This window comes from Rubripirellula obstinata, from assembly GCF_001642955.1.
In the GTDB taxonomy this organism is placed as follows: Bacteria; Planctomycetota; Planctomycetia; order Pirellulales; family Pirellulaceae; genus Rubripirellula; species Rubripirellula obstinata.
The window spans coordinates 27492-49247 of the sequence record NZ_LWSK01000039.1 but is presented as its reverse complement, the minus strand read 5'-3'; the positions used below and the strand labels follow the sequence as shown (position 1 = coordinate 49247).

Below are 21756 nucleotides of genomic sequence, written 5' to 3'. Positions count from 1 at the left end.
TGTTGGCGTTGAAACGGAGCATTGGTAGCCGCCAGTTGTGATTCCGCCGGGACAAGCCCGCAACGGAAATCGATCGAGTTGCCTCCTACGATTCGAATGGCCGCATTGGACTGAAAGCGGAACAAATTCTTAATTGCAAAATACTATGTCAATACCAAAGATTTAGCGGCCCAGGCGTTGCCCCGCGCGTTACGCCCCGCATGGACGCGCGGGGCGATGCCCACGCGGTTAAACGATTTAGAAACCCTTCACCGCGCGGGGCGATGCCCACGCGGTTAAACAGTCCAGAATCTCTTCACGGCCTTGATCTGTACCCGACTGAACCCTGGCGGGCCCAGCTACGAAAGAATTCGCCGAAGACGGCATGATCACGACAAGCCGAAGAACTACTTTCCACTCAACTGCTTCGCCTTCTTCACCAACTGCACAAACTCGGCTCGCAGCTCACTTTGGTCATCACCGATCGCGGACTTGGCGACTTTCAAAACGTCGGCAAGTTCCCAGTCGCCTGAAAACTTGCTCTCACGCAACAGCATTCCAAAGCCGGCAACGGCAGCGGTGAATCGCGTGTCAACGCTGGCATCGGCAAACGATTGGTCTGTATCAATCGCCGGGAAATCAACTCGCGTGCTCTTACTGGACTCGGGCTGCTTGTAACGGATCCGAACGACCAGCGTCTTGTTACTCTCGACCACGGGGGCTGCTTCGTCGTCATCGTTTTTGGTGAACTCAGACTCGTCCACGGCCGGCTTTGTCACTTCGTCGGCCAATTCCGGCGGCACCAATTCGTACAATGCCGTCACGCTGTGGCCCGCACCGATTTCACCGGCGTCTTTTGTGTCATCGTTGAAATCTTCCTTCGCCAGCATGCGGTTTTCGTAACCGATCAAACGATAGGCACCGACTTTGGCGGGATTGAAATCGACTTGCAGTTTGACGTCTTTGGCGATCGTGACCAACGTTCCCGCCGTCTGCTTGACCAAGACTTTATGCGCTTCACGTTGGTTATCGATGAAGGCGTAATTGCCGTTTCCGCGACCGCTGATTTGTTCCAGCATGGCGTCGTTGTGATTGCCCATTCCGAAACCAAGCACCGTTAAGTAGACGTCGTCCTTGGCTTCTTTTTCGACCATCCGGACCAGTGAATCAGTTCCGGTTGTCCCGACATTGAAATCACCGTCGGTGCAAAGGATGACTCGGTTGACGCCACCTTCGATGAAATGCTCACGAGCGGTTTGGTAGGCCAGGGCGATCCCTTGGCCGCCGTTGGTGCTGCCACCGGCGGACAGATTCTCCAGTGCGCGGCGGATCTTTTTCTTCTTCTTTGCCGATGTGGAATCCAAGACCATTCCAGCAGATCCCGCGTACACGACGATGGCGACCTTGTCTTTCTTGGTCAGTTGGCCGGTCAACATTTTCATGCCTTCGACCACCAGCGGTAACTTGTTGGCTGCGTTCATCGAACCGCTGGTATCCAGCAGGAAAACCAAGTTGCAATTCGGGCGTTCTTTGGGCTTCATCGTTTTCCCTTTGATGGCGATCCGAGCCAATCGATGCCCGTCATTCCAAGGGCATTCGGTGATGTTCACTCGAGCGGCAAAGGGATGCTCGGCATTGTCGGCGGGCGGTGCGTCATCGTAATCGAAGTAATTCACCATCTCTTCGATACGCACCGCATCAGGACGCGGCATTTGATTCGCTCGCATCAAGAAGTCACGCACTTTGGAATAGCTGGCCGTATCGACATCGGCGGAAAAGGTGCTGAGCGGATGATCGGCAGTGCGGATGAAGTTGTTTTCAACGATCGGGTCAAACTGGTCTCCTGCCATGCCGGGGCCACGGCCGAGAGCGGAACGCGGATCGAAACCGGTTTGAGCAAGTTGCTCTTCTTCTTGGATGATGATTCTTGGTGTGATGTAAAACTTAAAGTCGCTTTGGGCGGGCCGGATTTCTGCTGCACGCGTTGATGCGATTCTAGTTTGCTCCACGATATCCCTCTGCTGCCTGCCGATTCTCGCTCGATCTTCCTGGAAAGCTTTCTTAACTTCTTGCAATGATTCTCGCCTGACGTTCTTGACATTTGGCGACTGACTCATTTGGACTTTTGAAAAAGCCTCCGATTGCGGTTCGCTTTGCGTCATCACGGGAACCGGTGGTGCCATGGCGTAGCCTGCCGAGATAGATTGGCTTTTGTCTTGGTTCTCTATCTGCGCGATCGATTCGGGTTTCGAGTCAACTGGCTTGGATTCATTCAACACGATTCTGCTCCCCGAAAGAGCCACTTCCATTTCATCAGCCGAACGATCGCTGGCGATGACTTGATCGACCTGTGCAACCTGCTGCGTTTTCAACATTGGGGATAGTCCAATCAACGCCAATGCGGTTGCGGCGATGGCCAAAAATGCGATCACCGTTGCTCGGTTGGTCTTTTCATCTTCAGGTCGAACGGTCGCCGGTTCGTTGATGATCGCAGCGCGACGGTGATCGGTCAGCGGAGGTGTCGTTTCGGTTTTAAACAGGGCTGACAATTGTCCCGTGACTTCGCCAGCGCCGGCGACAGCCTGTGACAACGCTTCATCAGCGGCCATTTCTTTTTCAAAAGACACCCGTTCGTCGGGCGGCAATTCATCCAACACATAAGCAGTGATGCGAGGATCATTCCAAGGAGATTTGTTTTCAGAAGACATAACAGAAACCAAAGTGTTTTGTGTGCGTGGGATGCAAAAAAGGGGTCAGGTCTCTTTGTTAGGGAGCAGCGAGACGACCATGCAGTGATTTGATGGCTTCATGCAGGTGGAAGCCAACGTTGCTGACCGTCATGCCGGTCACGCTGGCGATTTCTTTGTAGGACAGCCCGGCTTGCATTCGCAGCCGGATAACTTCTTGTTGACGCGGAGTTAGGTCATCGAGCAAGCCTTGCAGTTTGGCCTGTTCTTCGGCGTCACTTGCGATCTGGGATGCGTCGGGCGAATCGTCGGGCATCGTTTGCACTGATGCGTCGATCGGCCCCATCGCGACTGACACTGGGCGTTTGGTTCGTTGCATATCGATCACTCGGCTTCGGCAGACGGTGAATAGCCAAGCTGCGACGCGAGATTCAATCTTTGACGGATCTTCGCGGCACAACCGCAGGAACGTTTCCTGCACCGCGTCCTGTGCTCCCTGCCAATCGCCGTCGAGCATGCGAGACGCATACGCCAACAATGGTCGCTCGAAGCGGTCGATAATGCCCGACAATTCGCTGGCCGGCCATTTTCGATCAGTTCGGTTCATCGATGGCGTGGATCAAGAGGGAAGAAAAGATGCGGTTCGATCAGGAAGACGACCGAGCAGCGACTTTATTAGGTCGGATTTTAAGAAAATAATGAACCACAGAGGCACAGAGGGGCACAGAGAGAAAGAGACCTACGAGGGGTGGATTCAGGTTGTCGGTACAATCCTCTGTGCCGTTCAGTGCCGTTCGGTGCCGTTCAGTGCCGTTCAGTGACTCTGTGGTTAAAAACTGCGTCTCAAACTAGCTTTGTCTTACCCGGAATCGCATGCTTGGGCTCGGGAAGCGAACTGTTGATGTCCAATTTTTTGGGGAAGAGATCCAATTTGGATTCTTCGGACATAAACTTCCAAGACACATGCTTACCGGTGTAGGCAGCGACGCGGCCCATCGCAGCGGTTAGAGAACTCTCGCTAGTTTCGCGTAGTTCGACGATCGGTTTGCCGCTGCGGATGGCGTTCACCAGCACTTTGTGTTCTTGCTGGTACGCGGCGGACAGGTCGCCTTTCATCGACCAGATTTCAGCACCTTCCGCGTCGTAAAGAAACGCCCCGCGGTTGATTCCATAGATCACCGCATGCCCCTTGGTGCCGCGAATGACGTTGGAATTCTCGCCATCGGTGCCAGGGATTTGTCGGCACTTAAACGACACGCTGCGATTGCCGGGATACAGATAGTCCACCGACATGCTGTCCCACATCTCGCTGCCTTCGGGGCGAGTAAACCGTCCGCCGCTGGCGTACGCCGATTCAGGTGGTCCGCCCATGATCCAGTTCATCGCGTCAATGTTGTGGACGGATTGTTCAACAATCTGATCACCGGACAACCAGATGTGGTGCATCCAATTGTAAATCTGGTACTCAGTGTCGCTCATGTCGGGCCGACGATTCTTGAACCAAATCCCCGCGCCGCAGTAACGCGACGTCGCCGAAACGATGTCACCGATCACGCCTTCGTGAATGCGTTTGATCGCTTCGACATAATTGACTTGCCGCCGGTACTGAGTCCCCGTGACGATGCAGGTACCGTTTTCGACTGCCTTATCGTGAGCGGCCAAACAGATTTTGAATCCAGCCGGATCAACGCAAGTCGGTTTTTCTGCGAACACATGCTTGCCGGCTTCCACGGCATCAAGAACCTGTCGCGGACGAAAGCCGGGCGGCGTGGCCATCAAGACAAGATCGATTTTCGGATCATCCAAAATGCGTTGATAAGAATCGATGCCGACGTGCATGTCTTTCTCTGCAACGTCCACCTTTTCGGGATAACGTTTTGACAGCCTCTTGCGAGCCGACGCCAAAATCCGCTCATCCATATCAGCCATCGCAACGAGCTTGACGTTCTCGTTGATCGAAAGCGAATCGATCACCGCGCCGGTTCCGCGGCCGCCGGCACCAACCAAGGCGATGCGAATCGGCATCGAAGCATCCTGGTCCGTGTTGTCATCAGCCGATGGACTTGGGCTTTCGTTCGGACCTGCGGCTTGCTCGTCCGCTGCTTTCCCTTCTGCAACTTTTCCTTCTGCGGCAAAGTTCATGGCGACCGATGCGGAGATTGCGGTGCTGGATGCTAAAAACCGGCGGCGACTGTTGGATGGGCGGCTATTTGATGATTGAGACATTGAAGTCGGGAAACGCGGGTATTTGAGAATGAATTGGCTTCGTCAAAGTCCCATCAGTCTAAGCGTCGAGCTGGCTGAATGCCTTCGATTCAAGCGAGCTGAAACCCGCGTTTGGGAGAATCTTCACTTATCAGAGATGCCTAAGGGGTACGGATCTTCCTTTCTATCTACCTTAAAGAGATAGAGTGGGGCGTTAAAAAAGAGAATCGCTGCAATCCTTGCGACATGAAAAAGACGACCTAAAATCCCCATCTTACCGCCTAGTGCCTTTGGCGGAGAAATTGCTCCTACTATCAAGATTGTTTCCATGAAGACCTTCCCAATCAATCGCCTGTTCAAGTCGCGTCAGTTGCTGAACTTGATGTGCCTGACATTCCTATTCGTTGGGTCGAGTGTTTTGTCGCCATCAACGGTTTCAGGTCAGAAGATGTTAGATCTGAAGTTTGATGACTATCCGGAGGCAAAACTTTACACCAAGGATGACTGGGAATCCGACTGGAACGATCCCGTTTGGGAAGATGGAATTCGTGAAGAGCGTGTTTCGATCGTGAAGGGCGCGAATACTTACCGCGGACGCGGCGGAGCGATGGCGGTTGATTTCCCCGCCGGCGGTGTTGGCCCCAAGGACGGCGGTGCTCAATGGAAGTTTGATTTCGAGGAAGGCGGCCAGATGGTTCGTCTTCGTTACCGCGTTAAGTTCGCTGATGGATTCGATTTCGTACGCGGTGGAAAGCTTCCCGGCTTGGCGGGCGGAACGGCTCCGACCGGATCAACGCAAGCGGACGGTTTCAACGGCTTTGGTGCTCGCATGATGTGGCGAACTGATCACGAAGGCCAACCGGGCGCCCCGGTTCAAACCAAGGCAAACTTGGTGCAATACGTCAAACATCCAACGAGCGGTTTCAACAACGATGGACGACAAGAAGACAACTTGTATTGGACCGATGAAGACGGCGAACGAATCGAAATCAATTCCGGACAATTCTACCGCATCGTGACTTTGTTGAAGCTGAACAAAGTCGGGCGAGCGAACGGACGAATCAAATCATTCATCAATGGAAAGCAAGTTCTGGACGCCAGGAACATCGAGTTCCGCAAGACCAACGATCTTAAGATCGACGTGTTCTACTTTACCACTTTCTTTGGCGGCAGCAGTGACGATTGGGGTCCATCGAAAGACGAAACGATTTTCTTCGATGAATTTGAAGTCGAAGTGTTGAGGTAAGAAACTTCGCTCAGAAACTGATCAAAACGTAGCTGATCCCGCCAGGGTTCAGTTGGGTACAGCTTACGTTGAACTGAACCCTGGCGGGATCGGCTACGGGTAGGTCGTTTTAAAACCGTTCCTCACTTTGCTGAGCCGATTTGGTAGATCACCTTTCCCGGCGCGATGACCACCGCATAGGTATTGCGTCCATCGACCATTTCGATCTCGCGCAGGTTTGTTGATCCGATCGGCTGTCCGTTCCAGCCGAGTGGTTCGACCACCAAATCATGTTGGCCGGACGGCAGTTCTGCCCTCAGGACTTGGATCTCGCGTGGCAATAACGCCCAACAGCGAGTGTCAGCGTTCTCGGTGCCCGCCCACGCCGATGCGGCCGCGAACTGGAACAGTGATCCGGCACCTCCGCCCAGGCCCATCGAATCGCCGATCTTGGCGACGGCTAATTCTTTTGTCGTTCGTCGCATCACGGCGCGGGCTAGCGTCCAGGGCATTTCGGCTTCGGTTTGTTTGATGGCCAAGTCGCCCACATCCGTCAACGTTTGTGTTGCTCCGTAGAGAACCCCGTTCACGCGAACTCCGACCGACGCGATGGGAGTTTCCGGGATCACGACTCGCGGAACCTTCACTGATGCGATGTTAGGAATCACCGGCACGGCCCTGGATTTACCGCCGTTGGATTTTTGCGAATTGTTTTGACTCGCACTCAGTGCTACCGATGCGATTGCGAGCGCGTCCGAGGTGGTCGGTGCCTCGGTTTCGACAAGCCGTGGGCCTTCGCCAACGCAGGCGATCACGTACAAAACGCCGTGCCCAGGTCGGCTGTGCGTGCCCGTGGTGGCTCGTTGAATGTCGGCGCTGGCCGGGCCAAATTGAGGCCGTACGGCGCTGACCAATTGATACGCTTTGGCGGCATCGTCGTAGTCGTGATGAGTTGCCTCGCGAAGAACGCCGCGCAAATAGGGTGCGATCGCGATCGGTTCAAACTTTTCTGTCGCTGAAGGAATACCGCGCTGCTCGGCTCGATCACGTAGCTTGTTTTGCTGCATCGAAGCCTGCAGCGCGTAGGCTTCTGCATCGATCGAATCACCCGCCAACGAACACACCGCCAACATCGCTCGGATCATAACTTCTTCGTAGCCCGCGGGGCGAAACACGCGGACCGTATCATCGGTCAACATCGATGCCGAATCGCAAAGCAGGTTTGTTTCGGGGAGTTCGTCGAACTGATTGCGAAGCCTGCGAAGCTCGCTTTCAGCGCCGTCTAAATCGCCAGCCGAAAGTCTGACCATTGCCAAATCAAGTGCAGCGGCATGCGAGTCGCCGCCTTGCTTGCTGGCAATTTGCGAAAGTGTTTCTTCGGCCGCGACAAGGTCGCCATTGTGAAAAGCTGACCGAGCCGAATCGATGGTGCCGACGCTGCGGGCGCATCCAAGGCAGCCGGTCAAAAAGCAGCCGGTCAAAAACAGGATGCACAATGGCAGACAGGCAAAGCATCGCAGCGATCGACAGTCGTTAACAGTTTTCACTGGGATGGTTTAGCCGTCAGCCTGATCAAAGATGCCAAAGTTCCACCATTTACCCGCACGCGTTTTGCTGTATCCCTTGCGAATCTTGGCCGACTCTTTCAGAAATTCGCCGGTGTGCAAGTTCACCATTTCTAGCGTCAATGTGTAATCACGCTGAGTGGTTTTGTTGCGATCCGTTGTGCCAGTCGTGACGGTAGCAAACATCAAATAATCCACCGGCGTTCCCTGACGCCCCAAGGCTGCGGCAAACGCATCGCGGTGATGAGGGAGCATCAAAGATTCGGGACGCAACCGAGTTTCGACGAGAGCTGCATCGACCATGCGACGACTGATCCCGCGAAAGGTCTCGGCGGAATTGATCTGAGAGTCGATTTGTTGGTAAAGCTGTTCCTTGAAATCAGCCAATTCTTCTGCACTCTTGTTTTCAATCCCGACAAAGCAAACCGAGGCCGGCCCGTTTGCCAATGATGTTCCTGCCAGTGATGTTTCGGGGACCAGCGAAGATCCGACCGTGGTGGGATCCGGTGTCACATGGCCTGCGAGCTCGAAGGAGACCGGTTGAATGCTTGGCGGACAGCGTGAGAGAATTTTGGCGACCGATTCATCCACCAAGGGGTTCCAAGTCGCCGCGCCAGCGTTGTGGCTGCCGACGATATCTTTGTCATCCGACGCCAACATGTGACCATATTGCCGAGAAGCACACCCGGATGCCGAAAACAGGCTGGCCAGGGAAAATGCGATAAGCAAAGTCGTAATCGGCTTTGAAGCTCGATTGATGAGACCAAAACTGCGTTCTAATAGATCTTGGCAGTACGAAAGTTGTGATCGAGTCATGCGGAAGTCGGCTTTTTATGATTGTTTCAGTGGTTTACGCGACTTTCATTGCGAAAAGTGGCGTGCGTCGGCTTGTAGCCTGAGCGGTACCTATCAAAATGTTCGCTGAATGAACCACCCACATTGTCATATCGGCTGGGCACAGCACTGATTGGCCGGGAAATAAGAAACCGACGAAAACTCAACGGGCTTTTGCAAAGCCGCCCTTTTTGCCTATCCTTACATCGCTTCAAACATCGCCTCAAACATCGCTGCTCATGCCCGTCTTTTCTCCCAGTATTGATATGCCATTGGCCGTTCCCATGACCGCGGACGCACCGACGTTGGTTTCACCACTGATGACTCTTCAAACCGTCGTTCTTCCAAATGAGACACTTCGCCCTTCGGTGACGGACACTGTGTCAGCGTCGAAAGATGATGACGACGATGATGATGACGACGACGACGACGATGACGAGGACGAAAAAGATGAGCCGGAAATTGACGACGCGGGCTTTGGTACCGAGACCGAGGACGGCGGATTCAAAGATGGACTCGATGACGACGAAGACTTAGATGAATTCGACGATATCGACGAAGATGATTTCGACGATGACTTTGATGACGACTTCGAGGAAGAACTTGAGGACGACTACGAGATTGAAATCGACGATGAAATCAGCACCGAATTTGGTCTCAACACCGCTGGCAAAGACAAAGACGACGACGTTGAAGATGACATCGACGATGAACTCGATGACTTCGACGATTTTGAAAACGTCGATTGATCCGCGAAGTTAAGATCGATACAGATCAACGTAGGCGTCGACCATTTTTTCGACGCTGAACTCGTTTGCGATTCTTGTTTTTGCGGACTCGCCCATTTGCCGGGCCAATTCAGGATCTTCCAATAGTTTGTGGGTCTGTCTTGCGAAGTCTGCGGTGTCGCCAAGTTCGACAATGAATCCAGTCTCGCCGGGGACCACTAGATCTCGGTTACCGGGAATGTCGCTCGCCACCACCGGGACGCCGGCTTGCATGGCTTCAATGACGGAATTGCTTTGCCCTTCATATTCGCTGCCGATCCAAAACACATCCGCGTGCGGCAGCAAACTGGCAACGTCGCTGCGGTGGCCCGCGAAACGAACGTGCAGCGGCGTTGATACGGCGTCGCGATGCCGCAACAATTCAGCGGACTGAGGACCGTCGCCGACAATGACCAACGTCGTATCGCCTCGCATCGTCGCCATTAACTCGGCTGCCCAGATCAAATCGCGATAACGTTTCTGAGGCCACAAACGTCCCACTGCCAAGATCAATCGGCGATCATCAACAATCTGCAAACTCTCGCGTGCCCATGCCGAATCGGTTGGTTTTGATTCCTCCGAATTTGCATCGCTGCTAGGCGTGATGCCATTGTGAATCACGCGAAACTTACTGGCCGGGATTCCATGGCCTGCATAGAAATCAGCGATGCCTTGACTGTTGACGGTGATCGTTTCAGTGAAACCGGCTAGCCGACGATCAATCAAAAAGTGAGCCGCAGTTTTCCAAAGGTCCACGCATCGCTCCGACGCCATGATTCGCGGGACCGACGCCATTCGTGCCGCAACACGGCCAAAACTGTTCGCCGCAAACAGCCAAGTATGAACAATGTCGGGCTGGAACGATTGGAAGTGTTTTCGTAGACGAAACAGGGCCGTCGGGTCAGCCTTAAACCGCTTTCCAATCACGACCACTTCGACACCCGCGCGGCGAAGTCGATCCGACAGCGGCCCATCGCGCGTCAACAAGAACACACGAACGTCAAACTGGTCAGGCGGTAAATTCTCGGCCAGCAAACAAAGCTGTTTCTCAGCGCCACCCTGGTCCATGGTGGGGATGACTAGTGCTAAACGGATCGTCATCCAGTCGCCTTGCGGTTTGCGTCGGGTTTTGTCGTTTGTGTTGTCGTTGGATTCTGTTGCTGAATTAATTCATCGTACTGTTCAAGCATCCGCGATTCGGGACGGGATCGAAGCAAGCGTCGTTTTAGAATTTCGGATGCCTGCAGACTCGCCGTGCGATCTCTTAGCAGATGACTAATTTTTTTACGCAGGTCATATTCCTTGTCTGAATCATACCACGCGATTTCGGGGCATTGGTCGGCCGACGCAGCACCAAGGATCTCATAGTTTGCCGGGCTGCTGCGTGCCACGATGGGCAAGCCGGATGCGATGGCGATGGGTAACAATGAAGCGCCGCCATCATCGCCGCTGTGAATGTAGACGTCAGCCGCCATCATCAAATCATCGAAGTCGCAAAACGAACCTGGCATCGCAATCTGAGCTCGGATTCCGTCGCTGCGAAGGGTGGAATAGATCTTATCGCGAGCCGGTCCGTCACCGATAAACCAGATTCGCAAATTGGGGTGCTTGGTCATTAGCAACCGAGCCGCTTCGACAAGCGTGAAAACGCCGCCGCCTCGCGTCATGCGATCGGTCGTCAGCAACACAATCGAATCGCTGTCCGTCAATAAGTCTCCATTGACCTGACCAAGCGACTTGCGGGCCGCTGCTTTGCCGACAGCATTCTGAACAGGGCCAGAGCGAAACCCATTTTCAATTCTTTTGATTCGGGCAACGTCAAAGTGGTGGGTCAAAAGCGATCGTGATTGATTCGCATTGGTAACAATCACATGGTCGGCCATTCGTCCGATGGCAGCACACCGTCGCGAAGCCCGATTCTGGTTCCACCATTGATCATCACTGACGCCGTCTCGGCTGCCAAATTTCAGGATCGTTTGGCAGGCGGTTCTGCGAGTTGCCTCGATCGCGGCGATGGCTTCTTCGCGAATGCAATCCACAATGATCGCGTCAAACGATCGGCACTTGGTTCTTAGCCACTGGGTCAGTTGTCTTGTGTACCGAGCGACGCTCCAGTCACTCTTGGGTGCGGCAACGGGGCGATGAACCGCGAACTCGCGAAACTGAAACCGTTCTGGCCAATGCGATGCATAACGCGGCGTCACGACTTCGACGTGATACCCAAGTCGATGCAAACCGGACGCAAGTTCCGTTAAGTGAACGGCTTCAGCGTGCCCGCCGTGCGGCCAAAACCGACGGCCCACGATCAGTATTCTTTTTCGACTTGATTTCAGCTTTCCAGAATCCGCCGACGATGGCTCAGGCATTGGCTTGGGCTGCCGTGGCTTCAATTTCAGACGGTTCCAGTACCGCCAGATATGGCAGGTTGCGATACATGTCCAAGTAATCCAAACCGTAACCCACCACGAATTCGTCCGGGATTTTGAAGGCAACGAAGTCTGGACGCAGCGTCGTCGAATGCTCGCGTTGCTTATGCAGCAGCACGCCTGTCTTGACGGACTGAGCACCAAAGTCGGTCAGCATTCCCGTCAAACGATCCAACGTTTTGCCGGTGTCGAAAATGTCGTCGACCAGCAACACGTCACGTCCTTTGACGTCGATCATCATTTTTGAATCGACGCTTAATTCACCCGACGTGGTCCCGCCGCGATAGCTGGATGCCTGGATGACGCCGATCCGTTGCGGCATCGATAGCCGGCGGATCAGGTCAGCGAACAGGACCAGCGATCCGGTCATGACCGCAATCAAAGTGATGGGGCGATTGTTGCCGTAATGTTCATCGATTTCGACCGCCAATCGCTGGACACCATCGTGAAGTTGAGATTCAGTGAGCAAAGTTCGCATCGATTAATCCTTGGAAACCAGGTTCCTGGTGTTTAGATGATTTTAATTTAGGGGATTTGAGCAGACCGTGTCGATCCGGTTGACCGGTCGCATTGGGGTGTTCGTGATCTTGGAGCAAATTACGTCAATCAAATCGCGTTCCGACGGTCGAAAATACTCCGAGTTACACCATCGTACCTCACTTGCCAGACCAGTTCACCGCATGACAAATTCACAGCGATTAACAACGGTCCGATCAGCGATTGAAGGTTACTTGGCTAGCCAGGCGGATCAACCGGGCAGTACGGACGAGGTTGATTGCGTGATCGCGATCGAGTCGATCCTGATTCGCGACGAACATTACTGCGGGCGACGGTTTAGCACATCGACCCATCGTGCGGTTTGGTTTATCGAAGAAGACCAAGTGAAGATTTTCACCGCCGATCAGAGTCTGTGTTGCGTCTTGAAAGCTGATCAGATCGATGACGCGGCTGGCTTGGCCGGCGAAGAATCGCCACACGTGATCTCGATCAATTCGCAGAGAATTGATTCGGCCGACAGTGATCAAGCCGACAGTGATGAAGGCATCCGACGCGCCGCTTAGCCTCGCAAAGTTTTGATTGGCCGCACTCAGGTAGGCCGGAACAAGACGCGTCAGCGGCGCAGTTCCGGCAATCCCGTGCCCTGCCTGAAAACGATGCGGAAGATCGCGTTGAAACCAGCCCGAAGACAGACAATTGCAAATTGCAAGATGAACGTTGCAAATTGAAAATTCTGAAGGACCGTGTTTCACCGACAATTTTCAATTTGCATTGTCCAATTTGCAATTTGCAATCCTGCGACCTGCCTCAATGCGGTCTGCCGGAACTGCGTCGCTGACGCGTCTTGTTCCGGCCTACGAATTCCGGCCTACGGTTTTCTGGCCGACCAGCGCACCTAACCGGCACAGCTTGCCTGACCGTGCCAACAGGTACGCCGCATGTACCCGGATGATCGTTTCGACGGTTCCGATCCCTGCTAAGGGGCATAATCGGCCGATGGTTATTAAACCGGCAAGGGCTTTCCGTGTGGAACGCCCAACGCTTAGGAGTTTGAAGACGTTGTCGGATGACTCCGAGAAAACTGAGCGGACTTGATTGGTGGATGGCGAAAGTGGGATTGCGTCATCAGAATCCAACCAAGAACCTCTCGCGGGTTTTGATACTAACGGTGGGGCAGCCCTTTGGGTTGCCTCACCGTTTTTTTTTGACCTGCGTTTTAATCGCTGATCATTCTTGTAGGCCTTAGCGAGTGAAACGAGTGACGGCAGTACTGCTGAAAAAGCCGTCACTCGCTTCACTCGCTACGGCCTACTTTTGGGTCTTCAGCCAATGAACGGTCTTGCACGCAACGTTTTTTCTGCGTTGGCAGTATCCGGGCAACAGATATCCTGTATTTTGACAGGACACTCTTTTTCTTGCCGCTTTGATTTTTTGCCCCGAATCGATCGAACCTGTGACTAGCTTTCGCTCTCTTCGAAACGGGGACCTGCCGCAATTGGTTGCGGTTTTTAGGCAGCACCACGAACTTGCGGGCATGGTGCCGGACGTTTCCCTGGCACAGTTCGAACAGGCAATTTTGGCCAGAAGCTTTTTCGATCCCCAGAACTTCCTGATCGCCACGCTTCGAGACAGCAACGACAACGAAGTCATCGTCGGCTGGTGCCACTTTGGGCTGAACCCTGCATTAAGTTCAGGCTTAAACAGTCTGTTGGCGTCCAGCGATCAGGCACCCGGTGGCATTACCATCGCGGCAATCTGCTTGGCAAAAGAATGCCAGGCCGACGTTGCCGTTGAACTGTTGGAAGAAGCTGTCAGGCTTTCGCGTCGGCTTGATGCTAATCGCTCCGCATCCGGCACAGAGAACAACGGCCCCGCCGCGATTACCGCTGGTCTTTTCCGAGACGACCATTTTGGATACGCCGGGCTGAATCCCTATGGCCACGGGTATGGGATCGAGAACTTGGATGTTCGCTTGCACGGCGTTTTGCAGGCCTGCGGCTTTGTTGCCAATCGGTCGCTCGTTCGCGTCGTTGCCTCGACGGAAGGTTATCGACCGGCGTTTAGTCGTGAAGCAATGCAATTGAGGCGTTCGGCGACGGTTCAACATAAACGCATTCTGCCGGATTCGGTCCGTCGTGCGTCCGCTCTGTCGCATTTGGACATTGAACGACACGCTTTGGTTGATCGCAGCGGCGGAGTAATCGGTGGAATGGACTTTTGGTTCTCAGACGCCGAGGCCCAGGTGATGCCGCCATCCAAAGTGATCGTGGACCTGGATTTAGGTGCAGAAAAAACGCTCTCGGCTTCGGATAGCTATCTTGTTTCAGCCGTCGTTGGCAGTCTGTCCGAACGCAATGTCCGCCAAGTCGAAGCCGTGGTCGATTCGTCAAAAGTCGACCTGATCAATCAACTGGGAAGAATCAGTTTTACGGTCGCAAGCGAAGGCACGCTATGGAAACTGCGCTGAGAAAAACTCATCTTGTTTCCGCTCGGGTTTTTTGACACTCTTCGACACTTGTGAAACTGGTTTGACTTTCGTGTAGGGAGACCGTCCTGTGTGTCGTATTCTTTGTTGCCTTAGCTTTTTGATCCTGTCGTCCAATTTGGGTGTCTCCGCCGAAGACTACTTGCTGCGGTACTCGCTAAAGTCAGGACAAACGCTTCGCTATGAAGTCACGCATGCAGCCAAGACCAAGACCCGGATCAAAGGCGAAGAAGAAGCGTCGAATGTTCACACGACCAGTCAGCGGCATCTTGCGGTGACAGATGCCAACGATTCCGGAGCAACGTTTAATCACATCGTTGATTCCGTCGAAATGACTCAGCAACAAGGTGACAAAGACGAAATTCGTTGGGACAGCGAAAGCGGTGAAGAAGCCCCCAAGATGTTTAGCAAGGTTGCCGAGCAAATGGGACAAACACTGGCAACGATCAAGATCAACACGCGTGGCCAAGAACTTGAACGTGAAGACTTCGGTGGCACCAAGGCATCACTCGGAATGGGATCGTTGACCTTGGCATTGCCCGAAGAACCGATCCGCATCGGTGGTTCGTGGTCAGTTCCACGCGAAGTCAAAACTCGCACCGAAGAAAACGAAGTCAAGACGATCAAAATTCGCGAGGTCTACACTTTGGAAAAGGTGAAGACCGGCGTCGCAACGCTTTCGATTCGCAGCGAACCCCTGACACCGATCGACCAAGAATCGGTTAAGGCCCAAGTCGTTCAACAGCTAAGCAATGGTGAAATCCGCTTCGACCTGGATGCCGGATGCATGCTCAGCAAGAAACTGGACTGGGATGAAACCGTCGTCGGATTCCAAGGCCCCAACAGCATGATGGAATACCGAGCCAAGATGACCGAAACGCTGATCCCCGAAACCGAGCGAAGCGCCAGACTTCGCTAACGGGCTGACAAACGCAGGAATGGTCACGAAATGACTTTACGAGATGTGGTGCGACGAAATCCCAACCCGAACGCGTGAGCGAGGGATTTCCGCGTCAAACAAAATCCCTCGCTTACGCATTCGGGTTTGGAAATCGGGAAGTGATTCCCCGCTCGTTTCCTAAACCGTCAACTTTCGGCGAGTCGTAATCAAGACGACTGCCGTAATCATGGACACTTGCAACATCGCAAACACTAGTGGCGGTGTGTTGCGGATCATGGCCAAGGTGCGTTGAATCCAGGCCGGTTCGCGAGATTTTTGTTCGTCGATCCAGGTGTCAATCGACTTATCGACCGACAACCAGTTCGATGTGTGTTCCCATCCGTCGGCCGTCCGTCGCCAACCCACCGGGACATGGGCGTCGATCCGAGCGGGGACTTCGACTTCGATTTTGTTTGCGGGCTTGTTCACAGGTGCTGCGGCATACGGCCCTTGGGACGGAACCAATGAACCAATCGTGAACAAGGCACCAATCACTAACCAAATCACCGCGTGGCAACGTAGCGATCTGGTAAGAAAACGTCGGTCGGCAGGCGCAATGGTAAACAGTTCCATGGCGAGCTAAGAAAGCACGTTCTGGTCCAAACTCGCACGCTTAGACAAACCAAGATCGGCTAACGCCTTGCGTTTGAACGACTTACGTGCCGCCAGTCGCCGGTGATTCGATCGGCACGGCCCCGGTGGTGTTGCATTTGATCAACAACGATAAAGTGGCGTTCTGCAAACGATGATGCCGAAAAGCATCGCAGCATCCTGAACATCAGGATGCCCCAGAACCAAGATCCCCCCAGAACATTGGAAACACGATGATTCCTTCCGCAAGAGATTTCTTCCAAGCCGCGATCGAAACACCCAGCCCATCGGGTTTTGAAGAACAGATCCAGGGGGTGGTCGGCAAGTACATCTCTTCGCATGCAGAGGACGTTCGCACCGATGTTCACGGGAACCTGATTGCGTCGATCGGAAACGCCGACGGACCTCGATTGATGTATGCCGGTCACTGCGACCAAATCGGTATGCTGATTTGCCACATCGACGACCAAGGTTTTTTGTACGCTCAGACGATTGGTGGTTGGGATCCACAACAATTGATTGGTCAATCGATGACGATCTGGACCGACAACGGCCCCGTCCCCGCAGTGATCAGCCGAAAACCCATTCACCTGCTCGACAATGACGAACGCAAAAAAGTTGTCGATCTAAAAGAGCTATGGCTAGACATTGGTGCAGCCAACAAAGCGGAAGCCGAAGCAAAGGTTCGCATCGGTGACCCCGTCACGCTTGAATTGAACTATCGTGAACTGATGGGCGATCGCGTCTCTGGTCCTGGGATGGATAACAAAACGGGGATGTGGACCGTGATGGAAGCACTGCGACGCGCGGCTGATGAATCGAAAAAATCACCGCTCGCCTGCCACCTGCACAGCGTCGCAACGGTCCAGGAAGAAATCGGCCTGCGAGGTGCGAAGACAGCCGCCGGCAGCATCAATCCTGATGTTGCGATCGCAGTCGACGTGACTCATGCATCGGACTGTCCAACGATTGACGCGACGCGGCAAGGCGACATTGCGGTCGGCGGTGGTCCCGTCATCTTTCGCGGCCCCAATATCAATCGAAAAGTCGCCGCAAGATTGGTTGAACTGTGCGAGCAAAACGATGTGCCTTTCCAGGTCGCGGCGATTGGACGCGCGGCACCCAATGATGCCAACGCGTTACAGATTCACGGCGGTGGTGTGGCGACCGGACTTGTTGCGATCCCCAATCGATACATGCATTCAGCCGTGGAAGTGATTTCACTGACCGACATCGACAACGTTGCAAAACTACTGACACTGTTTGCACAAAATCTATCGCGCGAAGATAGCTTTATCCCAGGCTAGATGCTTTGACATGTTTCGATCTTACCCATTCCTTTCAGTCATGCCGCAAAGAGACACAAAAGCGGTTACGGAACTGGTTACGTTCGTGTCGGCTGCTGCCTAATCGGCTAGAATCGAGGGGTAGCCGGTTGGCCCATCTGTTTTTTTATTGCCAGCCATTTTCAATTGAATTTATAGAGGCGAATGATGGCTCGAATCCTTTTAGTCGAAGACAGTCCGACTCAGGCAGTCGAAATGAGGATGTTGCTTGAAGAGGGAAATCACCTAGTGAAACATGTCGCCAACGGAAAGTTGGCAATCGAAGCTCTCGAAAAAGAGTTGATCGAACTCGTTGTGACCGACCTGGAAATGCCAGAAATGAATGGTCTCGATTTGGTCCAGGCAATGCAATTGGACTTTGAACACATTCCCGCCGTCCTTGTCACCGCCAGCGGGTCCGAAGAACTGGCAACCAAGGCATTGCAACAAGGTGCGGCAGGATACGTTCCTAAAAATCATCTGCGAGCGCTGCTGAACGACACCATTGTTGATGTTTTAGGTGTGATCAAGACGGACGCTAGTTTTGCAAAGTTGATTTCGACCTTGCAGGAAAATTCATACACGTTTGACCTGCCCAACGACGCTGACTTGATCTCGCCAATGGTCGGGCTGTTGATGCAAGTTGCCTCGGGGATGGAATTGGCCGGCGGCCCCGCATTGGGACGAATGGGAACCGCGATTGAACACGCCGTCATCAATGCGATGTTCCGCGGCAACTTAGAATTAGGCCCCTCCGTCACACCAAGCCATCGTGCGTTGGTTTACGACGGAGCAACGTCGGACCTCATCGAGAAACGCAAAACAAGCGATCCGTACCAAGGCCGGTCTGTTCACGTTGAAGCAACGATCTCGAAAACAGATTTTCGAGTCCTGATTCGTGATCAAGGCAAAGGTTTTGACACGTCAAAAGCCTCCGCAAGAATGGATTTAGAAGCTTCGGATAGCGAATCCGGCCATGGCCTGATCCTGATGCGAAGCTTCACCGACGAAATGACATTCAACGAATCCGGCAACGAAGTCGTTCTAGTAAAACGTTTCGGATAATAAGCGTAGGCCGGAACAAGCGGAGCGAAGTTCCGGCAATTGCATTAACTTCCAAGACGCTGGTCAAACCACGTCTGAAAAGCATCCCCAGCAAAACGCTTCGCTTGCTTCATCACTTTTTTGAACCGATTTGAATCGACTTCGTTTTCAAAGATACGAACAATCGACACCGCACGTCCGTCGTCAAGATTTTGAATCAGTAGCGGTAACAGATGCTCGGCGACTCCCCATTCGCTGATGCCAGACGTTCGGTCGGCCAGACAAACGCACGCTACGCCGACGACCGAGTCACCGAACACCTCTTCGGCGTAGTCGCGAGCGCCGCGAATGTTGTCTTCCTTCGCATCCGCGGGCGATTCAAAATCGTAAGGTGGATCCCAAACCGATGCCGGTGGGATCAAGTCAATGTGAGTCATCACGCAGATGACCGGTGGACGGCGAAGCTTTGGCTGGGCGGCAAAGTGTGCATCTAGTTCTTGAATCATCGACTGATCCGCCGCACGGGCTGAACTATGGCCATCGATCACCAACAACACAACGTCTGCATTAGCTGCCGCCTGTTGCGAATCAGCAAGCTGTTGCTTTGACGCGCCCGCTTCCCCATAGCCGGGTGTGTCCAGCAACGTCAGCGAACTACTTGCCTGATCTTCGCCATCGATCTGGTACTGATAGCGAGACACCTGTCGGGTTTCCGGCAACAAATCTGTCGTGGCAACTTGATCGCCGACCAGAGCATTGATCAAACTGGACTTGCCGGCACTGGTTTGGCCGACCAACGCAATGGACACCGGCACGTCCTTTAATTGTGGCGAATGGCTTTCGTTACCAAATGCTGTTGAGTAAGCGATCGCACCGCCACGCAACCGACCGCTGTTCATTTCGATCAGATAGAAACCGACGCGACGTAGGAAGTTCAGGTAGATCGTCGCCACGACTTCACTTTGCAGTTGCCCTACCACCGGATCCAACGTCGCCCTTGATGTCGCGTATCGAATCAAGTTGGCTGGATTGACCAGCGTCGATGCGGCCCAGTAGACCTTTGACACTTGCGAGTACCACTTGGGCGTGGATGTGATTGCTCGCCATTGCCGGATCGTGACCAGACTGCTGCCCGGAACCGATTCTAAAATCCATTCTTCCAAATCATCGATCGCCAAACGGGCTGCCGCAGCAACTTCGACCACCGTCAGCGAATCGATGACTTGCGAAGCCGATTCACGTTTACTTTTCCCGTGATAGAACTCGGCCAATTCCGCCGCCAAAACTTGTGCCTGCGAAAGATAATGATGCGGGTCAGAAAGCTTAGCCGCGTCGATGGTTTCAATGTCCCGCTGATGCCGATCAATAATCTTGGCGGCTTCGTGATCTCGTGCGCTCCAATGTTTGCTGACTTTTGGATCAATCGCGATCGCATCGGCAGCATCGGAGACACGCTTGCCTGGTTTCCAAAACTGTGACGCCAACCAAGCAAGCACCCAGCACCCAGGCAACACCCACCACAACGATTTCCAGTATCCAGTCACCCAGATCGCATGAGCACCAAAGCAAACGCAGACCAAAACCGGAAGCGCCACCAAGAAACTAACGAAGAACAAACGGCGATCAATCAACGATTTTCTCCATCAGCGTGATTGTCACTGGTACCCGAATCACCGGCACCCAAATCGGATTCGCTCAATTGTTTCTTCTTCCAATAGGCACGAGCAGCGTCCAACTGGTTGCTATACATTTCGGAAACCTCTTCTTGGCTTGGTGTTCGTCCGGTTTGAACCTGGGCAAAGTACCAGTCCAACACTTTGCCCGATGCGAAGACCAGTGCAAAAGCTGCTGCCGAATTGATTGCCGAACCCACCACGGGAATCAGCTTGGAAAACCCTCTTACCGCCATGCGAATCGCCGCTCGTCCACCCAGCACGACCGACAATTGAGCCATCGCGGTCGGGTTTAGCGTTTGCCCATGATGCTTTGCAATCCGATGAGCGAGATGTGTTTGAATTCCCAAAACAACCGGCATGTCGATCCAAGCGATCGGAACGGCAGCCGCGCCGGCGGCCAAAGTTGCGTGAGTCAAAATAAGAGTATCAACGCTGGTTACATCGGTCTCTGATGAAGAGTGCAATTCCGGCTGCAGCATTCGCATCGTCCCCAGCGTGGAACGCATCGCCGCCGGGACTGCATTCATGATCGCCTCGAACAGTCGTTCTCCGCCCAAATCCGGTGGATGAAAACCATCCTCTGGTTTGGTCAGGTCAATCACGACTGCGGAATCATAAAGTCCATCAAATCGGCGTAGCTGTTCCTGCAGCACCCGACGCAGACCTTCTGGCAACTTCGATCTATTCCAGTGATCAAGCATGTCAGCCGGGAACTCAGTTTGGCCGGGACACGCGTCGTGGATCGCGGTAATCACCAACAACACAGGACGATCGGGATTCTCTTTGCGGATTTTTTGCAACGGTGCGATCAGTGACTCAGTGGCCTGGTCAGTTGCACGTACCGTGATGATGACCAGATTTGCTTCCTTGCCAAACGCTTTCAGATCATCGCTGGCATCGTAACCCGCTTCCCCCAAACCTCGCGTGTCTAAGAACCGAACCAACGGCGTCTTGTCATCAGGGAAACCGTATTCGCGCGAGTGTTTGGTTTGCGGACGAAATCCGCTACCGATTTCGGCGTCATCGGCACCGGTGATGAAATGGATGATGGACGACTTCCCACTGCCGGTCTTTCCCAGCATCCAAATCTTCGCGACCGGCACAGCGTCGGGCAGATCGATTGATTGAGAATGGGAGGTTGACCACATCGAACGAAATTTCTCGTAAAAGCTTAAATTCGATGGTGGTTCATTTCGATCAGTCACGGCGGCTTACTAGACGAGGGTGGCGGGCATGTGTGCCCGAATTCTAACCTCGCCGAGCAGTAAGAATGAAATCGGAGGTGGCCACTTCAAGGGCAATTCACTTTTTGACGCTGGGGGACTAACACTGCTAGGCTGTGAAGTTATCTCATTCTTTACCGTAAACTTAAACCTCAACTTTCGCCGTGAGAGTTGAAGTTTAAGAAAAAGTTGAAGTACAAGTTTTGGATTGCTCATTGATTCACAGCCTAGGCGGGTTCGGATTTCAGTGCCCAACCCAGACTGAAAAAGTGAGTTGCCCTGCGGA

General features: G+C 53.5%; 18 protein-coding genes. 7 read left to right on the top strand and 11 right to left on the bottom strand.

What is annotated here, in order from left to right; translation table 11 throughout:
• Nucleotides 1-386: 386 nt before the first annotated feature.
• The 3 genes from RC85_RS11790 to RC85_RS11780 all read right to left on the bottom strand — a co-directional run bounded on the left by RC85_RS11790 (nucleotide 387) and on the right by RC85_RS11780 (nucleotide 4892).
• Complete coding sequence (locus tag RC85_RS11790; protein ID WP_068262822.1) at nucleotides 387-2687, bottom strand: VWA domain-containing protein; 2301 nt, start codon at nucleotides 2685-2687, stop codon at nucleotides 387-389.
• A 58-nt stretch (nucleotides 2688-2745) separates the two neighbouring features.
• Nucleotides 2746-3273, bottom strand: coding sequence for an RNA polymerase sigma factor (locus tag RC85_RS11785; protein WP_068262819.1), 528 nt, complete (start codon nucleotides 3271-3273; stop codon nucleotides 2746-2748).
• Between the two features lie 236 nt (nucleotides 3274-3509).
• Nucleotides 3510-4892 carry a Gfo/Idh/MocA family protein gene (locus RC85_RS11780; RefSeq protein ID WP_068262816.1) on the bottom strand — a complete coding sequence of 461 codons (1383 nt, stop codon included), beginning with the start codon at nucleotides 4890-4892 and terminating at the stop codon, nucleotides 3510-3512.
• 307 nt (nucleotides 4893-5199) lie between these two features.
• Here RC85_RS11780 and RC85_RS11770 point away from each other — a divergent pair, with 307 nt between their 5' ends.
• The gene (locus tag RC85_RS11770; protein WP_068262810.1) at nucleotides 5200-6117 is read left to right on the top strand and encodes a polysaccharide lyase; all 918 of its coding nucleotides are present in this window, start codon (nucleotides 5200-5202) and stop codon (nucleotides 6115-6117) included.
• A gap of 122 nt (nucleotides 6118-6239) precedes the next feature.
• On the opposite strand, the gene RC85_RS11765 is transcribed toward RC85_RS11770, so the two are convergent.
• Complete coding sequence (locus tag RC85_RS11765; RefSeq protein WP_235033238.1) at nucleotides 6240-7643, bottom strand: COG3014 family protein; 1404 nt, start codon at nucleotides 7641-7643, stop codon at nucleotides 6240-6242.
• Nucleotides 7644-7652: 9 nt separating this feature from the next.
• On the bottom strand, nucleotides 7653-8477 hold the full coding sequence (locus RC85_RS11760; RefSeq protein WP_084422585.1) for a penicillin-binding protein activator LpoB: 825 nt from the start codon (nucleotides 8475-8477) through the stop codon (nucleotides 7653-7655).
• 257 nt (nucleotides 8478-8734) lie between these two features.
• Between RC85_RS11760 and RC85_RS11755 the strand changes: the two genes are divergently transcribed.
• Nucleotides 8735-9244: a hypothetical protein gene (locus RC85_RS11755; protein ID WP_235033237.1), complete on the top strand. Its 510-nt coding sequence runs from the start codon at nucleotides 8735-8737 to the stop codon at nucleotides 9242-9244.
• Between the two features lie 9 nt (nucleotides 9245-9253).
• Here the strand turns inward: RC85_RS11755 and RC85_RS11750 are convergent, their stop codons facing one another.
• Genes RC85_RS11750 through hpt form a run of 3 tightly spaced genes read right to left on the bottom strand, consistent with a single transcriptional unit; the run spans nucleotide 9254 to nucleotide 12166 of the window.
• Entirely contained in the window at nucleotides 9254-10357 is a 1104-nt protein-coding gene (locus tag RC85_RS11750) for a glycosyltransferase family 4 protein (RefSeq protein WP_068262838.1), read from the bottom strand.
• A 2-nt stretch (nucleotides 10358-10359) separates the two neighbouring features.
• Nucleotides 10360-11628 carry a glycosyltransferase family 4 protein gene (locus RC85_RS11745; RefSeq protein ID WP_068262807.1) on the bottom strand — a complete coding sequence of 423 codons (1269 nt, stop codon included), beginning with the start codon at nucleotides 11626-11628 and terminating at the stop codon, nucleotides 10360-10362.
• On the bottom strand, nucleotides 11621-12166 hold the full coding sequence (gene hpt / locus RC85_RS11740; protein ID WP_068262804.1) for a hypoxanthine phosphoribosyltransferase: 546 nt from the start codon (nucleotides 12164-12166) through the stop codon (nucleotides 11621-11623). Before hpt ends, RC85_RS11745 begins: the two co-directional genes overlap by 8 nt.
• A 202-nt stretch (nucleotides 12167-12368) precedes the next feature.
• Here hpt and RC85_RS11735 point away from each other — a divergent pair, with 202 nt between their 5' ends.
• The 3 genes from RC85_RS11735 (at nucleotide 12369) to RC85_RS11725 (ending at nucleotide 15590) form a co-directional block, all read left to right on the top strand.
• The gene (locus RC85_RS11735; protein ID WP_149752693.1) at nucleotides 12369-12749 is read left to right on the top strand and encodes a hypothetical protein; all 381 of its coding nucleotides are present in this window, start codon (nucleotides 12369-12371) and stop codon (nucleotides 12747-12749) included.
• Nucleotides 12750-13639: 890 nt separating this feature from the next.
• Entirely contained in the window at nucleotides 13640-14653 is a 1014-nt protein-coding gene (locus RC85_RS11730; protein ID WP_157593917.1) for a hypothetical protein, read from the top strand.
• Between the two features lie 88 nt (nucleotides 14654-14741).
• A complete protein-coding gene (locus RC85_RS11725; protein WP_068262795.1) occupies nucleotides 14742-15590 on the top strand; it encodes a hypothetical protein in 849 nt (282 codons plus the stop codon).
• Between the two features lie 159 nt (nucleotides 15591-15749).
• Here the strand turns inward: RC85_RS11725 and RC85_RS11720 are convergent, their stop codons facing one another.
• Complete coding sequence (locus RC85_RS11720) at nucleotides 15750-16184, bottom strand: hypothetical protein (RefSeq protein WP_068262792.1); 435 nt, start codon at nucleotides 16182-16184, stop codon at nucleotides 15750-15752.
• A gap of 251 nt (nucleotides 16185-16435) precedes the next feature.
• Here RC85_RS11720 and RC85_RS11715 point away from each other — a divergent pair, with 251 nt between their 5' ends.
• Together RC85_RS11715 and RC85_RS11710 are read left to right on the top strand one after the other, a co-directional pair.
• A complete protein-coding gene (locus tag RC85_RS11715) occupies nucleotides 16436-17509 on the top strand; it encodes a M42 family metallopeptidase (RefSeq protein ID WP_068262789.1) in 1074 nt (357 codons plus the stop codon).
• A gap of 186 nt (nucleotides 17510-17695) precedes the next feature.
• Complete coding sequence (locus RC85_RS11710) at nucleotides 17696-18592, top strand: response regulator (RefSeq protein WP_149752691.1); 897 nt, start codon at nucleotides 17696-17698, stop codon at nucleotides 18590-18592.
• A 44-nt stretch (nucleotides 18593-18636) separates the two neighbouring features.
• Here RC85_RS11710 and RC85_RS11705 read toward each other — a convergent pair whose 3' ends face one another.
• Both RC85_RS11705 and RC85_RS11700 read right to left on the bottom strand, forming a co-directional pair.
• Nucleotides 18637-20202 carry a GTPase family protein gene (locus RC85_RS11705; RefSeq protein ID WP_068262783.1) on the bottom strand — a complete coding sequence of 522 codons (1566 nt, stop codon included), beginning with the start codon at nucleotides 20200-20202 and terminating at the stop codon, nucleotides 18637-18639.
• The gene (locus tag RC85_RS11700; protein ID WP_068262780.1) at nucleotides 20199-21395 is read right to left on the bottom strand and encodes a GTPase family protein; all 1197 of its coding nucleotides are present in this window, start codon (nucleotides 21393-21395) and stop codon (nucleotides 20199-20201) included. Before RC85_RS11700 ends, RC85_RS11705 begins: the two co-directional genes overlap by 4 nt.
• Between the last annotated feature and the right edge of the window lie 361 nt (nucleotides 21396-21756).

Coding starts and splice junctions, on each gene's coding strand:
- RC85_RS11745 (WP_068262807.1), bottom strand. CDS start 11,628: ATGCCTGAGCCATCGTCGGCGGATTCTGGAAAGCTGAAATCAAGTCGA.
- hpt (WP_068262804.1), bottom strand. CDS start 12,166: ATGCGAACTTTGCTCACTGAATCTCAACTTCACGATGGTGTCCAGCGA.
- RC85_RS11785 (WP_068262819.1), bottom strand. CDS start 3,273: ATGAACCGAACTGATCGAAAATGGCCGGCCAGCGAATTGTCGGGCATT.
- RC85_RS11780 (WP_068262816.1), bottom strand. CDS start 4,892: ATGTCTCAATCATCAAATAGCCGCCCATCCAACAGTCGCCGCCGGTTT.
- RC85_RS11720 (WP_068262792.1), bottom strand. CDS start 16,184: ATGGAACTGTTTACCATTGCGCCTGCCGACCGACGTTTTCTTACCAGA.
- RC85_RS11770 (WP_068262810.1), top strand. CDS start 5,200: ATGAAGACCTTCCCAATCAATCGCCTGTTCAAGTCGCGTCAGTTGCTG.
- RC85_RS11710 (WP_149752691.1), top strand. CDS start 17,696: ATGGCTCGAATCCTTTTAGTCGAAGACAGTCCGACTCAGGCAGTCGAA.
- RC85_RS11760 (WP_084422585.1), bottom strand. CDS start 8,477: ATGACTCGATCACAACTTTCGTACTGCCAAGATCTATTAGAACGCAGT.
- RC85_RS11755 (WP_235033237.1), top strand. CDS start 8,735: ATGCCCGTCTTTTCTCCCAGTATTGATATGCCATTGGCCGTTCCCATG.
- RC85_RS11715 (WP_068262789.1), top strand. CDS start 16,436: ATGATTCCTTCCGCAAGAGATTTCTTCCAAGCCGCGATCGAAACACCC.
- RC85_RS11700 (WP_068262780.1), bottom strand. CDS start 21,395: ATGTGGTCAACCTCCCATTCTCAATCAATCGATCTGCCCGACGCTGTG.
- RC85_RS11735 (WP_149752693.1), top strand. CDS start 12,369: ATGACAAATTCACAGCGATTAACAACGGTCCGATCAGCGATTGAAGGT.
- RC85_RS11790 (WP_068262822.1), bottom strand. CDS start 2,687: ATGTCTTCTGAAAACAAATCTCCTTGGAATGATCCTCGCATCACTGCT.